At 68.8% G+C, this 14334-nt stretch carries 14 protein-coding genes and 1 pseudogene; 11 read left to right on the forward strand and 4 right to left on the reverse strand.

Annotation, left to right across the window (positions count from 1 at the left end; all coding sequences use genetic code 11):
• Positions 1 to 289: pseudogene (locus tag KDH83_RS14080) on the forward strand (histone deacetylase family protein); the annotation flags it as partial.
• Between the two features lie 39 nt (positions 290 to 328).
• Here the strand turns inward: KDH83_RS14080 and KDH83_RS14085 are convergent.
• Positions 329 to 1663 (reverse strand): MFS transporter, encoded by a 1335-nt coding sequence (locus tag KDH83_RS14085; RefSeq protein ID WP_212316758.1) that lies wholly within the window; start codon positions 1661 to 1663, stop codon positions 329 to 331.
• A 223-nt stretch (positions 1664 to 1886) separates the two neighbouring features.
• Here KDH83_RS14085 and cyoA point away from each other — a divergent pair, with 223 nt between their 5' ends.
• The 5 genes from cyoA (at position 1887) to KDH83_RS14110 (ending at position 6826) form a co-directional block, all read left to right on the forward strand.
• The gene (gene cyoA, locus KDH83_RS14090; protein WP_212316760.1) at positions 1887 to 2927 is read left to right on the forward strand and encodes a ubiquinol oxidase subunit II; all 1041 of its coding nucleotides are present in this window, start codon (positions 1887 to 1889) and stop codon (positions 2925 to 2927) included.
• 67 nt (positions 2928 to 2994) lie between these two features.
• Complete coding sequence (gene cyoB / locus KDH83_RS14095; RefSeq protein ID WP_212316762.1) at positions 2995 to 4998, forward strand: cytochrome o ubiquinol oxidase subunit I; 2004 nt, start codon at positions 2995 to 2997, stop codon at positions 4996 to 4998.
• A complete protein-coding gene (gene cyoC, locus KDH83_RS14100; protein WP_212316764.1) occupies positions 4991 to 5641 on the forward strand; it encodes a cytochrome o ubiquinol oxidase subunit III in 651 nt (216 codons plus the stop codon). The genes cyoB and cyoC overlap by 8 nt, the downstream gene beginning before the upstream one ends.
• Positions 5638 to 6033 (forward strand): cytochrome o ubiquinol oxidase subunit IV, encoded by a 396-nt coding sequence (cyoD, locus tag KDH83_RS14105; protein WP_103276038.1) that lies wholly within the window; start codon positions 5638 to 5640, stop codon positions 6031 to 6033. The genes cyoC and cyoD overlap by 4 nt, the downstream gene beginning before the upstream one ends.
• A 16-nt stretch (positions 6034 to 6049) precedes the next feature.
• Positions 6050 to 6826, forward strand: coding sequence for an SURF1 family protein (locus tag KDH83_RS14110; protein WP_212316766.1), 777 nt, complete (start codon positions 6050 to 6052; stop codon positions 6824 to 6826).
• A gap of 21 nt (positions 6827 to 6847) precedes the next feature.
• On the opposite strand, the gene KDH83_RS14115 is transcribed toward KDH83_RS14110, so the two are convergent.
• The gene (locus tag KDH83_RS14115; RefSeq protein WP_212316768.1) at positions 6848 to 7699 is read right to left on the reverse strand and encodes a helix-turn-helix transcriptional regulator; all 852 of its coding nucleotides are present in this window, start codon (positions 7697 to 7699) and stop codon (positions 6848 to 6850) included.
• Positions 7700 to 7785: 86 nt separating this feature from the next.
• On the opposite strand from KDH83_RS14115, the gene KDH83_RS14120 reads away from it, so the two are divergent.
• Entirely contained in the window at positions 7786 to 8961 is a 1176-nt protein-coding gene (locus KDH83_RS14120; protein WP_212316770.1) for an MFS transporter, read from the forward strand.
• A 17-nt stretch (positions 8962 to 8978) separates the two neighbouring features.
• On the opposite strand, the gene KDH83_RS14125 is transcribed toward KDH83_RS14120, so the two are convergent.
• The gene (locus KDH83_RS14125) at positions 8979 to 9653 is read right to left on the reverse strand and encodes an ankyrin repeat domain-containing protein (RefSeq protein WP_212316771.1); all 675 of its coding nucleotides are present in this window, start codon (positions 9651 to 9653) and stop codon (positions 8979 to 8981) included.
• Positions 9654 to 9798: 145 nt separating this feature from the next.
• Between KDH83_RS14125 and KDH83_RS14130 the strand changes: the two genes are divergently transcribed.
• The 3 genes from KDH83_RS14130 (at position 9799) to KDH83_RS14140 (ending at position 12548) form a co-directional block, all read left to right on the forward strand.
• Positions 9799 to 10701 carry a LysR family transcriptional regulator gene (locus KDH83_RS14130; RefSeq protein ID WP_212316773.1) on the forward strand — a complete coding sequence of 301 codons (903 nt, stop codon included), beginning with the start codon at positions 9799 to 9801 and terminating at the stop codon, positions 10699 to 10701.
• Positions 10702 to 10793: 92 nt separating this feature from the next.
• A complete protein-coding gene (locus tag KDH83_RS14135) occupies positions 10794 to 11447 on the forward strand; it encodes a DsbA family protein (RefSeq protein WP_212316782.1) in 654 nt (217 codons plus the stop codon).
• An 87-nt stretch (positions 11448 to 11534) separates the two neighbouring features.
• On the forward strand, positions 11535 to 12548 hold the full coding sequence (locus tag KDH83_RS14140) for a cyclase family protein (RefSeq protein ID WP_212316784.1): 1014 nt from the start codon (positions 11535 to 11537) through the stop codon (positions 12546 to 12548).
• A gap of 51 nt (positions 12549 to 12599) precedes the next feature.
• Here KDH83_RS14140 and KDH83_RS14145 read toward each other — a convergent pair whose 3' ends face one another.
• Complete coding sequence (locus KDH83_RS14145; RefSeq protein ID WP_212316786.1) at positions 12600 to 13211, reverse strand: glutathione S-transferase family protein; 612 nt, start codon at positions 13209 to 13211, stop codon at positions 12600 to 12602.
• A gap of 153 nt (positions 13212 to 13364) precedes the next feature.
• Between KDH83_RS14145 and KDH83_RS14150 the strand changes: the two genes are divergently transcribed.
• Positions 13365 to 14330, forward strand: coding sequence for a YafY family protein (locus KDH83_RS14150; RefSeq protein ID WP_212316788.1), 966 nt, complete (start codon positions 13365 to 13367; stop codon positions 14328 to 14330).
• Positions 14331 to 14334 lie beyond the last annotated feature (4 nt).

A 14334-nucleotide genomic window follows, 5' to 3' on the forward strand; every position in this document is an offset into this window, starting at 1 on the left:
CCTGCCGCTGGCCGCCGGCACCGGCTACGCCGGCTGGCGCGAGGCGCTGCGCGCCGGCATGCGCGCGGTACAGGACTTCCGCGCCGACGCGCTGGTGATCGCGCTGGGCGTGGACACCTTCGAAGGCGATCCGATCTCGAAGTTCAAGCTGGCCAGCGCCGACTACCTGCAGGTCGGCCGCGACCTGGCGAGCCTGGGGCTGCCGGCCGTCTTCACGATGGAGGGCGGCTATGCGGTGGAAGAAGTCGGCACCAACGTCGCCAACGTCCTGGAAGGCTACGGGGGATAGTTCCCTCCATAGCGCCGCGCGCGGCATGCGACATGCCATTCAGTCGCGCGTGTCTTCCAGCGCCTTGTTGACGCGCAGCGCCAGCAGGGTGCAAGCCACGCCGGACAGCAGATACACGCTGACCGCCACCAGCCCGAAGCGCGCCGACAGGCCCAGCGCGACCAGCGGCGCGAAAGCCGCGCCGAACAGCCAGGCCATGTCGGACGTCAGCGCCGCGCCGGTGTAGCGGAAGCGGCGCGTGAAGTTCGCCGTGACCGTGCCCGAGGCCTGCCCGTAGGACAGGCCCAGCAGCGCGAAACCGATCAGGATGAAGGCGTCCTGCGACTTCGGACCGCCGCCCAGCAGCCAGGGCGATACCAGCGCGAACACGCCGATGGCCGCGGCGAACAGGCCCAGCGTGGTGCGCCGGCCGATGCGGTCGGCGATCCAGCCGGACACCATCGTGCCCAGGATGGCCACCGCCGCGCCCACGATCTGCACGATCAGCACATCGGATATCTGCTGCGTGCCGCTGACCGCGATCCACGACAGCGGGAACACCGTGACCAGATGGAACAGCGCGTAGCTGGCCAGGGCCGCGAAGGCGCCCAGGAACAGGTTGTAGCCCTGGTCGCGCACGATCTCGACGATGGCGATGGGTTCGAGCTCGCCCTCTTCGAGCAACTGCGTGTATTCCTCGGTCACGACCAGGCGCAACCGCGCGAACAGCGCCACCACGTTGATGGCGAAGGCCACGAAGAAGGGATAGCGCCAGCCCCATTCCAGGAAATCAGCCTGGGTCAGCGTCAGATGCAGGAACAGGAACAGCGCGCTGGCAACCATGAAGCCGATGGGCGCGCCCAGCTGGCCCAGCATCGCGTACCAGCCGCGGCGCTGCGGCGGCGCGTTCAGCGCCAGCAGCGACGGCAGACCGTCCCAGGAGCCGCCCAGCGCCAGGCCCTGCAGGCATCGGAACACCGCCAGCAGCGTGATGGCGTGCATGCCGATCACGTCGTAGCCCGGCAGGAAGGCCATGCCCACGGTGGCCGTGCCCAACAGGAACAGCGCGGCGGTGAGCTTGGTCGCGCGCCCCCAGCGGCGCTGGATGGCCATGGACAGCGCGGTGCCGATGGGCCGCGCGATGAAGGCGAAGCTGAAGATGACGAAGGACCAGAGCGTGCCCTCGAGCGCCGGCTCGAACGGGAAGAACACGCTGGGAAAGACCAGCACGCAGGCGATGCCGAAGACGAAGAAGTCGAAGTATTCGGAGGTGCGCCCGACGATGACCCCCACCGCGATCTCGCCTGGCGCCACCTTGGCGTGGCCACCGTGTCCGGCCGCGCCCGGCTCGGGAACGGCGGGGGCATGACCGGGATATCGCGTGGTGGTCGCCATGTGATTGCTCGCTGAAAGGAGGGTTGTAATACGCCTGGCCTACGCTCTTGCAACACATCCGCATGCGGCACCCCCTATGCCCGGCAAGCCGCGCCCGCAAAGGGCCTTGGCACGGCACGGCATGTTGGGTCCCGCATACTTTTGCTCTTTTTACCCTAGATTTTTGGCGGCTTCCAGCGTAGTGTTCGGTTTAGCTCCCACGGTTACGTTTCGGGGTATGGCCATGCTGTCTCTCCCAAGGCTTTGCGGATGGATGTTGATTGCCGCCCTGCCATTGCTCTCCGGATGCAATGCGGTACTGCTCTCGCCCTCCGGCGACGTGGCCCTGCAGCAGCGCAACCTGATCATCATCTCCACCGTGCTGATGCTGCTGATCATCGTGCCGGTGATCCTGCTCACCTTCCTGTTCGCGTGGCGCTACCGCGCCAACAACAAGGCCGCGCACTACGATCCCGAATGGAACCACTCCACCGTGCTGGAGCTGCTGATCTGGGCGGCGCCGCTGCTCATCATCATCGCGCTGGGCGCGCTGACCTGGGTCAGCACCCACCAGCTCGATCCCTACCGTCCGCTGGCGCGCCTGTCCGAGGGCCGCGAAGTGCCGCCCGGCACCAAGCCGCTGGTGGTGGAAGTGGTGGCGCTGGACTGGAAGTGGCTGTTCCTCTATCCCGAGCAGGGCGTCGCCGCCGTCAATGAAATGGCCGCGCCGGTGGATCGCCCTATCCAGTTCAAGATCACCTCGTCATCGGTGATGAATTCCTTCTTCGTGCCGGCGCTGGCCGGCCAGATCTACGCCATGCCCGGCATGCAGACCACGCTGCACGCGGTCATCAACCACCCCGGCGAATACGAGGGCCTGTCGGCCAACTACAGCGGCGCGGGATTCTCCGGCATGCGCTTCCGCTTCCACGGCGTGGACCAGGCCGGCTTCGACCGCTGGATCGCCGGCGCGCGCGCCTCGGGCGCCACGCTGGACCGCGCGGCCTACCTGAAGCTCGAACAGCCCAGCGAGCGCAACCCCGTCCAGCAATACGCCAGCGTCGCGTCCGGCCTGTTCGACGCCATCGTCAACCGCTGCGTGGAAACCAACCGCATGTGCATGAAGGACGCCATGGCCATCGACGCCCGCGGCGGCATGGGCCTGCCCGGCGCGCGCAACCTGGCCAGCCTGGACGCCGCCACGCGCGCGCGCATCGGGCTGGACGGGCCGCCCAGGCAGTACGTGGGCGCCATGTGCACCTCGGCCTCGGAACTGGCCATGTAGCCGCCCGCGCGCCGGCCACCGAGCACGGCGGCGCGGCGCAACCCCGGTCTTCTATCCAGGAATCAAGATGACGGATCAAACAGACCTCGCCAAGCTGATCTTCGGCCGCCTGACCTGGGACGCCATTCCCCTGCACGAGCCCATCCTGATCGCCACCTTCGCCATGGTGGCGCTGGGCGGCATCGCGCTGCTGGGCGCGATCACCTACTACGGCAAATGGGGCTACCTGTGGCGCGAGTGGTTCACCAGCATCGACCACAAGAAGATCGGGATCATGTACATGATCCTGGGCATCATCATGCTGCTGCGCGGCTTCGCCGACGCCATCATGATGCGGCTGCAGCAGGCCATCGCCTTCGGCGATTCCACCGGCTACCTGCCGCCGCACCACTATGACCAGATCTTCACCGCGCACGGCGTGATCATGATCTTCTTCGTGGCCATGCCGCTGGTCACGGGCCTGATGAACTACATCGTGCCGCTGCAGATCGGCGCGCGCGACGTGGCCTTTCCGTTCCTGAACAATTTCAGTTTCTGGATGACCACCGGCGGCGCCGCGCTGGTGATGATGTCGCTGTTCGTGGGCGAATTCGCGCGCACCGGCTGGCTGGCGTATCCGCCGCTGTCCGGCATCCTGCACAGTCCGGACGCGGGGGTGGACTATTACATCTGGGCCTTGCAGATCGCGGGGGTGGGAACCTTGCTGTCCGGCGTGAACCTGCTGGTGACCATCGTGAAGATGCGCGCGCCCGGCATGTCCATGATGCGCATGCCGGTGTTCACCTGGACGTCGCTGTGCACCAACGTGCTGATCGTGGCGGCCTTCCCCGTGCTGACCGCGGTGCTGGCGCTGCTGTCGATGGACCGCTACGTGGGCACCAACTTCTTCACGGCGGACTTCGGCGGCAACCCGATGATGTACGTGAACCTGATCTGGATCTGGGGCCACCCCGAGGTCTACATCCTGATCCTGCCGGCCTTCGGCATCTTTTCCGAGGTCGTGTCCACCTACTGCGGCAAGCGCCTGTTCGGCTACGCGTCCATGGTGTACGCCACGGTCGTGATCACGGTGCTGTCCTACCTGGTCTGGCTGCACCACTTCTTCACCATGGGATCCGGGGCGAGCGTGAACTCGTTCTTCGGGATCACCACCATGATCATCTCGATCCCGACGGGCGCCAAGATCTTCAACTGGCTGTTCACCATGTACCGCGGCCGCATCCGCTTCGAGGTGCCGATGCTGTGGACCATGGGCTTCATCGTCACCTTCGTGATCGGCGGCATGACCGGCGTGCTGCTGGCGGTGCCGCCGGCCGACTTCGTGCTGCACAACAGCCTGTTCCTGATCGCGCACTTCCACAACGTCATCATTGGCGGCGTGCTGTTCGGCCTGATGGCCGGCATCACCTACTGGTTCCCCAAGGCCTTCGGCTACAAGCTCGATCCGTTCTGGGGCAAGTGCTCGTTCTGGTTCTGGCTGGTGGGCTTCTACTTCGCCTTCATGCCGCTGTACGTGCTGGGGCTGATGGGCGTGACGCGGCGCGTCAGCCACTTCGAGGACGCCTCGCTGCAGATCTGGTTCCAGGTCGCCGCCTTCGGCGCGCTGCTGATCGCGCTGGGCATCGCCAGCTTCCTGATCCAGCTGGTGGTCAGCTACCGCCGCCGCGACGCGCTGCGCGACGACAGCGGCGATCCCTGGGACGGCCGCACGCTGGAATGGTCCACGTCCTCGCCTCCGCCCGTCTACAACTTCGCCTTCACGCCGCGCGTGCACGACCAGGACGCCTGGTGGCAGATGAAGCAGCACGGCTACCAGCGGCCGACGTCCGGCTTCATTCCGATCCACATGCCGAAGAACACCTGGGCCGGCATCGTGCTGGCGGGATTGAGCGTGGTGATGGGCTTCGCGCTGATCTGGCACATGTGGCCGCTGACGGTGCTGAGCTTCGCCGCGCTGATCATCGTGGCCATCGTCCATACCTTCAACTACAAGCGCGACTACTACGTGCCGGCCGATGAGGTCGTGCGCAGCGAAGACGCCCGCACCCGACTGCTGAGCAACCATGGCTGAAACCCTGTCCCCGCCCCTGCCCGGCCATCATGTGCCGCCCCCGCAGCCGGAGCAGCTGAGCTTCCACGTGCCCGGCGAGCACCACCCGAAGAACGGCACGCTGCTGGGCTTCTGGGTCTACCTGATGAGCGACTGCCTCATCTTCGCCTGCCTGTTCGCCACCTACGGGGTGCTGGGCCGCAACTATGCGGCGGGCCCGTCCGGCGCCGACCTGTTCGACCTGCCGCTGGTGGCGGTGAACACGGCGCTGCTGCTGCTCTCGTCCATCACCTACGGCTTCGCCATGCTGGAGATGCGCCGCAACCGGGTCGGCGCCACCCAGGGCTGGCTGGCCATCACCGGACTGCTGGGCCTGGGCTTCCTGTCGCTGGAAATCTATGAGTTCGCCCACCTGATCCACATCGGCGCCGGGCCGCAGCGCAGCGCCTTCCTGTCCTCCTTCTTCACGCTGGTCGGCACCCACGGGCTGCACGTCACCTTCGGCATCGTCTGGCTGGTGACGCTGATGCTGCAAGTGCGCCGGCACGGCCTGATCCCCGAGAACCGCCGCCGGCTGATGTGCCTGTCGATGTTCTGGCACTTCCTGGACCTGATCTGGGTGGGCGTGTTCACCTTCGTGTACCTGATGGGAGTGCTGCCATGAACGCGCACAGCGGCCACGCCGGCCACGATCACGACCACGGCCATCACGACGAGGACGAGGGCGGCCACGGCACCTTGAAGGGCTACGTCACCGGCTTCGTGCTGGCGGCCATCCTGACCGCGATCCCGTTCTGGCTGGTCATGGGCAAGGTGTTCCCCAGCTCGCGCACGACGGCGCTGGTGATACTGGCCTTCGCGGCGGTGCAGATCGTGGTCCACATTGTCTACTTCCTGCACCTGGACGCCCGCTCGGAAAGCGGCTGGAACATGTTGGCGTTAATATTCACGCTGGTCCTGGTGGTGATCACGCTCAGCGGATCCATCTGGATCATGTACCACCTGAATTCCAACATGATGCCCGTGTCGACCCACGACATGCGGAATATGCCCTGATGGCGGCTAGAAGTTGATGGCGGCAGTAAAAGATCCCACCGGCGATACCCCCCGAAATCCCCGCAGCGCGACGACCCTGGTCATCCTGGGCCTGGTCGCGCTCGCCCTGTTCCTGGGCCTGTTGCGCCTGGGCACCTGGCAGGTCGAGCGCCTGGCCTGGAAGCGCGACCTGATCTCCAAGGTCGACGCGCGCGCCCATGCCGCGCCCGTGCCCGCGCCGCAAGCGGCAGAATGGCCGGCGCTGACCCCGGACAACGCCGAGTACCGGCGCGTGTCGGCGTCGGGCAGCTACCTGTACGACAAGCAGACGCTGGTGCAGGCCGCCACGGACCTGGGCAGCGGCTACTGGGTCATGACCCCGCTGCGGCTGGACAGCGGCGACATCGTGCTGGTCAACCGGGGCTTCGTGCTGCCCGAGTGGCGCAAGACTGCGGCGGCCTCGGCGCCGCCCGCCCCGGCAACGGCCAGCGTGACCGGCCTGCTGCGCATGGGCGAGTCCGGCAAGGGCTTCCTGCGCAACAACGACCCGGCCGCCAACCTCTGGTATGGCCGCGACCTGCCGGCCATCGCCGCCGCGCGCGGCCTGGACAAGATCGCTCCTTACTTCATCGACGCCGACCCGGACGGCGCCGCGCGCGATCCCAAGACCGCGCCGGTGGGCGGGCTGACGGTGCTCAGCTTCCCCAACAATCACCTGGTCTATGCCGTCACCTGGTACGGGCTGGCGCTGATGCTGCTGGTGGGCGTGGCCCTGGTCGTGCGCGAAGAGCGGCGGGCGCGCCAGCGGCGCTGATCCCTGCCGTTCCCCTGCCCGTCAAGGGCAGTAAGGCTCGTCCTGCGCGCCAGGCGGGTTCCGTGGCGCATCCGCCGCCGTGGCCTCGGCCATCTCGGCGGACTGGCGCAACAGCCGCGCGGGAGGCTCGCCGTAGACGCGCCGGTGCATGGCGATGAAGGCGCTGTCGCTGGCATAGCCCATGGCATGCGCCACCGTGGTCACCGATGCGCCCTCGGCCAGCCGGGCGCGCGCCAGCAGCAGCCGGCATTGCGTGCGCCAGCGCGTGAACGACAGGCCGGTTTCGGCGATGAACAGGCGCGCCAGCGTCCGTCCGCTGGCGCCGACCCGGCTGCCCCATTCCTCTATCGACAAACCGCAAGCCGGATTCTTCAACAGTTCGGCCGCGATGGGTCGCAGCCTGCGGTCGGACGGCATCGGCAGGGGCATGGGCCGTGACGGCGATGCCGCGAACTCATCGAGCAGGGTGTCGACGATGCGCGCGCGGGCGGCGTCCAGCGGGCCATCGCCCGGCCAGGGCACGACGCGCAGGATCAGCTCGCGCAGCAGCGGGTTGACGTCCAGCACACGGGGCTGCGTCGGCAGGTCCGGATAGGCCTGAGGGTCGAAGTACAGGCTGCGAAAGGCATAGCCGCCCGACATCGTCGCGCGGTGCGTGCAGCCGCCGGGCAGCCAGGCCGCTTGCAACGGCGCCAGTTCACCGACCCGGTCGGCCAGGTACAGGGTCATGCTGCCCCGGGCCTGGAACAGCAGCTGTCCGCGGCGATGGCTGTGCCAACCCGAGACGTGCGCGTGGCCGTCCACGCCCAGCCCGATGACCGGGCAGAGGGCCTGATCCGGATCGATCACGGCATGGCGGGGGGAAATCGGCATTGTCCGATTCTCTATGTTTTGTGGCTGAACATCGTGATTTTCCGCCACCTGGACTGACTACGCTAGCGGCTTTTTGCTTGCGCACCATGAACGCCTCCGCTCTTTCGCGCCGCGACGGCCTGCCGCCGGCCGCCCTGCTCATCGCCCTGCTGGCCCTGCCGCAAGCGGCGGAAACCATACTCGCGCCCGCGCTGCCCGACCTGGCGCGCCACTGGCGGCTGGACGCGGCCCTGACGCAGTCCGTCATGGGCATCTACTTCCTGGGCTTCGCCGTCGGCGTGCTGCTGTGGGGCTGGCTGTGCGACGCCTGGGGCCGGCGACCGGCGCTGCTGGCCGGCCTGTGCACGGGACTGGCGGGCACGCTGTGCGCCGCCTGGGCGCCGGGATTCGAGGCGCTGCTGGCCGGGCGCTTCGTCCAGGCGCTGGGACTGGCCACCTGCTCCATCACCACGCAGACCATGCTGCGCGACCGCCTGCAGGGCGAGGCGCTGACCCGCTGCTTCATCATGCTGGGCGCCGTGCTGTCCTGGTCGCCAGCACTGGGGCCGCTGGCGGGCCAGCTGCTGGCTGACCAGGCGGGCTTTCGCGGCGTGCTGGGCGGCATCGCGGCGCTGGCCGGCCTGCTGCTGGCGGCCGGATGGGCCCGGGTCGGCGAAACGCGGACGGCGCCGACGGCGCCCCAGCCCATGCTCCGGCTGGCGCGCCGCATGCTGCGCGACCGCGAATTGCTGTGCACGGCCGTGCTGGTGGCCGGCCTGAATCTGCTGGCCTTCTCGTTCTATGCGGCCGGCCCCTTCATGACGGGACCGCTGCCGTGGCTGGGCTTCGGCTGGATCGGCATGGCCGTGGCGCTGGCCGGCACCCTAGGCGCGCTGTGGAACCGACGCCTGCCGGCCTCGCAAGGCCCCGCGCGGCGGGTGGCGCTGGGCCTGCGCTGCGTGGCGGCCGGCGTGGCGGCGCAGGGACTGGCGATCTGGCTCGCTCCCATGCCCGGCGTCTGGTGGGCCATGGCCGCGCTGCCCATCTTCGCGGGCTACGGCCTGGCCATCCCGAACCTGCTGGGGCCGGCGCTGCGGCGCTACGGCGACTGCCTGGGCCGGGCCGGCGCGCTGTTCAGCCTGGGCTATTACAGCCTGCTTGGGTTGCTGCTGGCGGCGACGTCGTGGCTGCCGTTCGGCTCGCCCGTGCCGCTGGCGCTGGCCTGGGCGGGCGTGGCCCTGGCCTTGGCGGGCCTGCACCGGCTGCGCGGCCAGCTGTCGTGAGTCTGCGGCGCGCCCCGTCAGCGCGCACCGACGGCGCGCAGCATGTCGACGATGGCGTCCTGACCGCGCTCGCGGGCATGCCACAGGGGGCTGCGCCCGTCCGCGTCCGCCACGTCCGGATTGGTTCCGAAGGACAGCAGTTCCAGCACGGTCGCCTGGTATTTCGGCCCGCCGTCGCCCAGGATGATGGCCTCCAGCAGCGCGGTCCAGCCCAGCTTGTTGACGTGGTTGGGATTGACGCCGGCGCGCAGCAGCAGGCGCGCGGTTTCGGCCAGGCCGCGCTCGCAGGCCGGAATCAGCGCGGTGCCGCCATAGCGGTTGGTGCTGCGGATATCGGCGCCATGGCGCAGCGTCAGCGTCAGGATCTCGTTGTAGCCCCGCGCGCCGGCGTACAGGTAGGCGCTGTCCTCGATGCGGTTCCTGGCGTTGACGTCGGCGCCCGCTTTCATCAGGACCGAGGCCGCCACTTCGTGGTTGCCCAGCGTGGCGCGCAGCAGAGGCGTATTGCCGTCCTCGTCGCGCGCTTCCAGCGGCGCGCCGTCGGCCAGCAGGGCCTTGATCCGCAGCACATCGCCGTCGCCGGCGGCCTTCAACAGTTCGGCGCCGGCGTCGCCCTGCGCGGCGGCGGCGCCTTCGGCGACCACAAGCAGCGCGGCGGCCAGGAATATACGCCAGGAACGAATGATGGACATGCGCGGAATCTCCTTTCTGGTGTTGCGTCGTCCCACGATTATGCCGTGCACGACGGCACCGGCCGCGCCGGGCCGCCCGCGCCGCGTTTGGCGAATGGCGCGGATCGCTGCAGAATCGCGGGATTCGCTTTCATCCGCCCCCGCCATGGACACTTTCAACTACATGCGCGCCTTCCGGCGCATCGTGGAACTGGGCAGCCTCGCCAAGGCGGCCGAGGACCTGGACATGTCGTCCGCCGGCCTCAGCAAGCAGCTGCGGGCCCTGGAATCGCATCTGGGCGCGGTGCTGATCCAGCGCACCACCCGCAAGATGAGCCTGACCGACACCGGCACGGCCTACTACGCCGAGTGCTGCCGGCTGCTGGACGAGCTGGACGCGCTGGAAAAATCCGTGCGCCGGCAGTCCCAGCGCGTCTCGGGCAGGCTGCGCGTGAACGCGCCGCTGTCCTTCGCGCTGAGCGTGCTGTCGCCGCTGCTGGCGCGCTTCCTGCAGCAGTACCCGGAGCTGCGCCTGGACCTGTCCATGGAAGACCGCCTGGTCGACGCGGTGGGCCAGGGCTTCGACGTATCGATCCGGCTGCGCGCGCAGCTGGACGATTCCACCCTGATCGCGCGCCGGCTGGTATCGCTGACGCAGGTGCTGTGCGCCGCGCCGTCCTATCTGCAAGCGCACGGCCATCCTCGCGACGCGGACGCGCTGCGCGGGCATGCGATCCTGAGCTACAGCCTGGCGGACGGCGCCGCCTCGGTCGAGGAATCCGGACAGGCCCCGGACGCGGCGGCCGTCCAGAACCTCGTCCAGGTCAACAACAGCCTGATGCTGCGCGACCTGCTGGTCGCCGGCCTGGGCATCGGCGCGCTGCCCTCGTTCCTGGCCAACCCGGCCATCGCCGATGGCCGCCTGGCGCGCGTGCTGCCGGACCTGCCGGCCGCGCCCCGGCACGTCTACGCGGTCTATCCCACCAGCCGCCACCTGCAGCCCAAGGTCAAGGCCTTCGTGGACTTCCTGGCCGAGCATCTGCCCGCCACCCTGTCCGGCGATTCTTGACGCCCAGCGAATAGAGTCGCAACCGCCATGGGCTTACTGCCGCGCCTGGCGGTCCGTAAGCTGGCGTCCATTGAAACCGCAAGGACGCCAACATGAATCCCACCCCCGCTTCCGCCCCGCTGACCGTGGACTTCTTCCACGACGTGGTCTGCAGCTGGTGCTACGTGATGTCTCCCCGGCTGCGCCAGGTGGCCGCCGAACTGGGTATCCAGGTGCGCCAGCGCAGCTTCGTGCTGCAGGACAACCGCGAGCAGATGGTCCAGGTCTTCGGCTCGATGGCGCGCGCCAAGAGCGTGATCCTGGGCCATTGGGAAACCTGCCTCGGCCATGAGGACCAGCCCCGCATCGATGTCGAAGGCATGCGCGCCGAGAACTTCGAATACCCGAGCGGCCTGGCCGGCGCGCTGGCCTGCCAGGCCGCCCATCTGGTCGCGGGCGACGCCGGCCACTGGGACATGTTCGACGCGATCCAGGATGCGCACCTGAGCCAGCACCGCAACATCGGCGATCTCGACGTGCTGCTGGACATCGCCGTGGCCCTGGGTCATGACCGCGCCGCCTTCGCCGAACGCATGCGAGGCCCGGAAGCGCGCCAGCGCGTGCAGGCCGACCGCGACGCCGCCATGCGCCTGGGCATCCGTTCCATTCCCACGCTGATCGTCGGCGCCGACCTGGCCCGGCTGCAGACCACCCCGCTGGCCGCGCTGCGCCAGCGCCTGCAAGCGCTAGCCTCGGCCCAGGCCTGAGCCCGATCCTCCCGCCCCGGAACCACCCGGCGGCTTCCCATTTCATCGTTGTCCGCGCACGCGGACCATCACTGACACAGGTACATCATGAACGCACGCTTTACCCGCAATCTGCTCGGCCTGGCGCTCGGCGCCGCCCTCAGCCTGAACGCCCATGCGCACGGCGCGCCGTCGCGCGCGCCCGCTCCCGGCCAGGAGGTCGGCATCAGCCCCTGGGGCCCGGATGACGAAATTGGCCGGCTGAACCTGATCACGCCCGAATCGCGCGCCGCCGTCATGTCGCGCGTGTCCGGCGGCAAGGTCTATGACCTGGCCACCGAGTACTACATGGGCATGCCCAGCTGGCAGGATGCCGGCGATCCCCGCTATCAATTCTGGATGACCCACACGCCGCGCGGCACCGAGGTCGACGATCCCATGGGCGTGGGCAAGGACATGAACGCGGTGCGCAGCTACACCGGCACGGCGTTTTCCATGTACAGCCACACCGGCACGCACATCGACGCGCTCAACCACTTCGGCATCCACGGCAAGATCTGGAACGGCTTTCGCGCCGACGAACATCTGGGCGATCGCGGCTGGAAGCGCACCGGCATCGAGAAATTCCCGCCGCTGGTGGCGCGCGGCGTGCTGATCGACGTGGCCGCGCTCAAGGGCGTGGACATGCTGCCGGACCAGTACCGCATCACCCGCCAGGACCTGAAGGCCGCGCTGGCGCGGCAGAAGACCGAGCTGCAGCAGGGCGACATCGTGCTGATCCGCACCGGCCGCATGAAGCTGTACAACGACCCGGCCGCCTACATGGCCAAGCCGCCCGGCATGGGCCTGGACGCCGCCCGCTACCTGGTCGAGGAAGGCGGCGCCATGATCCTGGGCGCCGACAACCTCAGCTTCGAGACCTTCCCGTCCGAGGTGGCCGACGACTACGTGCCGCTGCACACCTATCTGCTGGCGCAGCAAGGCGTGCCCATCATCGAGCTGGCCGCGCTGGACGAGCTGTCGCGCGACCAGGTTTATGAGTTTGCCTTCATCGGCGGCCCGCTGAAGATCCGCGGCGGCGACGCGGCGCCGCTGCGGCCGGTGGCGATGCCGCTGCGCTGACCCGGCAGGCTGGAACCTGCGACCTGCGCTCGCGGCCCGCGCCGCCGGCGCTCAGCCCTGTTCCAGCTGCATGGCCGGGCGCGCCGTCACCTTGTCCAGCCAGGCCTGCACGCGCGGATGGGAGGCGACGGGCGCGCCCAGGAACACGCTGTAGCGCAGCACGGAGCCGACCACCAGGTCCGCCAGCGAATAGGACGCGCCCAACATCCAGGGACGCCCGGCCAGATGGCCGTCCAGCACCGCCAGCAATTGGTCCAGGCGCGCCAGCGATTGCTGCGCCAGCGCCTCATTGTGGGCGCCGCTCTCTCCCCGGATGGCCAGGTTCAGGCTCCAGAATGCCGCGCCATAGGAGACATACGCCCAGGTGCACCACGACATGGCCTGCAAGCGCTCGGGCGTACCCGCAGCCGGCCACAGCCCGCGATCCACGCCATGGCGTTCCGCCAGCCACAGATGGATGGCCAGGGCCTCGAACATCGGCGCGCCGTCCACCGTCAGCGTCGGCACCACGCCGTTGGGATTGAGGGCCAGGAATTCCGGACGGCGCTGCTCGCCGGCCTTGATGTCGATCCTGACGCGCTCGTGCGGCACGTCCAGCTCGGCCAGGGCGCTGGCGATGGGGGAGGCGCTGGAATTGGGGTGCCAATAGAAAACGATGGACATGGACGATGCTCCGTTGAGACGGGCCGGGACAGGAAACGCCCGGGCCAACGCAGCGCACTGTAGAATTCATTGCGGACATATTCCGCCCTCAATCGCCATCCGGCATGCCGCGATCCGGCCCTCCCCTTTCGCCGCCCCTACGCCAGCCACCTCATGCTCACCGCCACCAACCGCCTGTTGCGCCTGCTGTCGCTGCTGCAGACCCGCAATCACTGGAGCGGCCCGGAACTGGCCACGACGCTTGAGGTGCATCCGCGCACGCTGCGACGCGATATCGACAAGCTGCGCGAGCTGGGCTACCCCATCCACGCCAGCAGCGGCATCGCCGGCGGTTATGCCTTCCGTCCCGGCAAGGCGCTGCCGCCGCTATTGCTGGACGATGAGGAAGCGCTGGCGGTGGCCATCACGCTGCGCACGGCGGCCGCCGGCTCGGTGGCCGGCATCGAGGAAACCGCGCTGCGCGCGCTGATCAAGCTGGAACAGGTCATGCCGGCGCGCCTGCGACGGCGCACCGACGCGCTGCGCGCCGCCGTCGTGCCGCTGGAGCCACATGGCCCCACGGTGGACGCGGCGTTGCTGGCCACGCTGGCGGCGGCCTGCCGCGATCAATTGCGGGTGGCGTTTGATTATCAGGATGGGCGCGGCCAGGCCAGCTCGCGCACGGTGGAACCGCAAGGCGTGGCGCATGCCAGCCAGCGCTGGTACCTGGTGGCCTGGGATCCGGCGCGCGACGACTGGCGCATCTTCCGCCTGGACCGCATTGCCGGGCCGGCGACTGTGGGCGCGCATTTCACGCCGCGTCCCTCGCCTGGCGGGGGAGACCTGCGCGAGTACGTCTCGCGCACGCTGCGACTCGGCGCCTATCCGGCGCAGGCGCGCATCGTGCTGCATGCGCCGCGGGCGGCCATGGCCGCCCGCATCCCGTCCGCCGCCGGCGAGATCGATGAGGTCGACGACGCCCGCTGCCTGCTGCGTTGCAGCGCGGCCTCGCTGGACAGCCTGACGTACTGGTTGATGGCCCTGGACGTGGAATTCCAGGTCCTGGAACCCGCCGCGCTCGTCGAGCGGCTGCGAGTCGCCGGCGAACGGCTGGCTCGCGGCCTGGCGCGCAGCGCCTGAAAAC

This window comes from Achromobacter sp. Marseille-Q0513 (genome assembly GCF_018195695.1).
Taxonomy (GTDB): Bacteria; Pseudomonadota; Gammaproteobacteria; order Burkholderiales; family Burkholderiaceae_B; genus Achromobacter.

Bases quoted from the DNA above. Each gene is read 5' to 3' on its own strand.
- KDH83_RS14085 (WP_212316758.1), bottom strand. From the start codon at position 1,663: ATGGCGACCACCACGCGATATCCCGGTCATGCCCCCGCCGTTCCCGAG.
- cyoA (WP_212316760.1), top strand. From the start codon at position 1,887: ATGCTGTCTCTCCCAAGGCTTTGCGGATGGATGTTGATTGCCGCCCTG.
- cyoB (WP_212316762.1), top strand. From the start codon at position 2,995: ATGACGGATCAAACAGACCTCGCCAAGCTGATCTTCGGCCGCCTGACC.
- cyoC (WP_212316764.1), top strand. From the start codon at position 4,991: ATGGCTGAAACCCTGTCCCCGCCCCTGCCCGGCCATCATGTGCCGCCC.
- cyoD (WP_103276038.1), top strand. From the start codon at position 5,638: ATGAACGCGCACAGCGGCCACGCCGGCCACGATCACGACCACGGCCAT.
- KDH83_RS14110 (WP_212316766.1), top strand. From the start codon at position 6,050: ATGGCGGCAGTAAAAGATCCCACCGGCGATACCCCCCGAAATCCCCGC.
- KDH83_RS14115 (WP_212316768.1), bottom strand. From the start codon at position 7,699: ATGCCGATTTCCCCCCGCCATGCCGTGATCGATCCGGATCAGGCCCTC.
- KDH83_RS14120 (WP_212316770.1), top strand. From the start codon at position 7,786: ATGAACGCCTCCGCTCTTTCGCGCCGCGACGGCCTGCCGCCGGCCGCC.
- KDH83_RS14125 (WP_212316771.1), bottom strand. From the start codon at position 9,653: ATGTCCATCATTCGTTCCTGGCGTATATTCCTGGCCGCCGCGCTGCTT.
- KDH83_RS14130 (WP_212316773.1), top strand. From the start codon at position 9,799: ATGGACACTTTCAACTACATGCGCGCCTTCCGGCGCATCGTGGAACTG.
- KDH83_RS14135 (WP_212316782.1), top strand. From the start codon at position 10,794: ATGAATCCCACCCCCGCTTCCGCCCCGCTGACCGTGGACTTCTTCCAC.
- KDH83_RS14140 (WP_212316784.1), top strand. From the start codon at position 11,535: ATGAACGCACGCTTTACCCGCAATCTGCTCGGCCTGGCGCTCGGCGCC.
- KDH83_RS14145 (WP_212316786.1), bottom strand. From the start codon at position 13,211: ATGTCCATCGTTTTCTATTGGCACCCCAATTCCAGCGCCTCCCCCATC.
- KDH83_RS14150 (WP_212316788.1), top strand. From the start codon at position 13,365: ATGCTCACCGCCACCAACCGCCTGTTGCGCCTGCTGTCGCTGCTGCAG.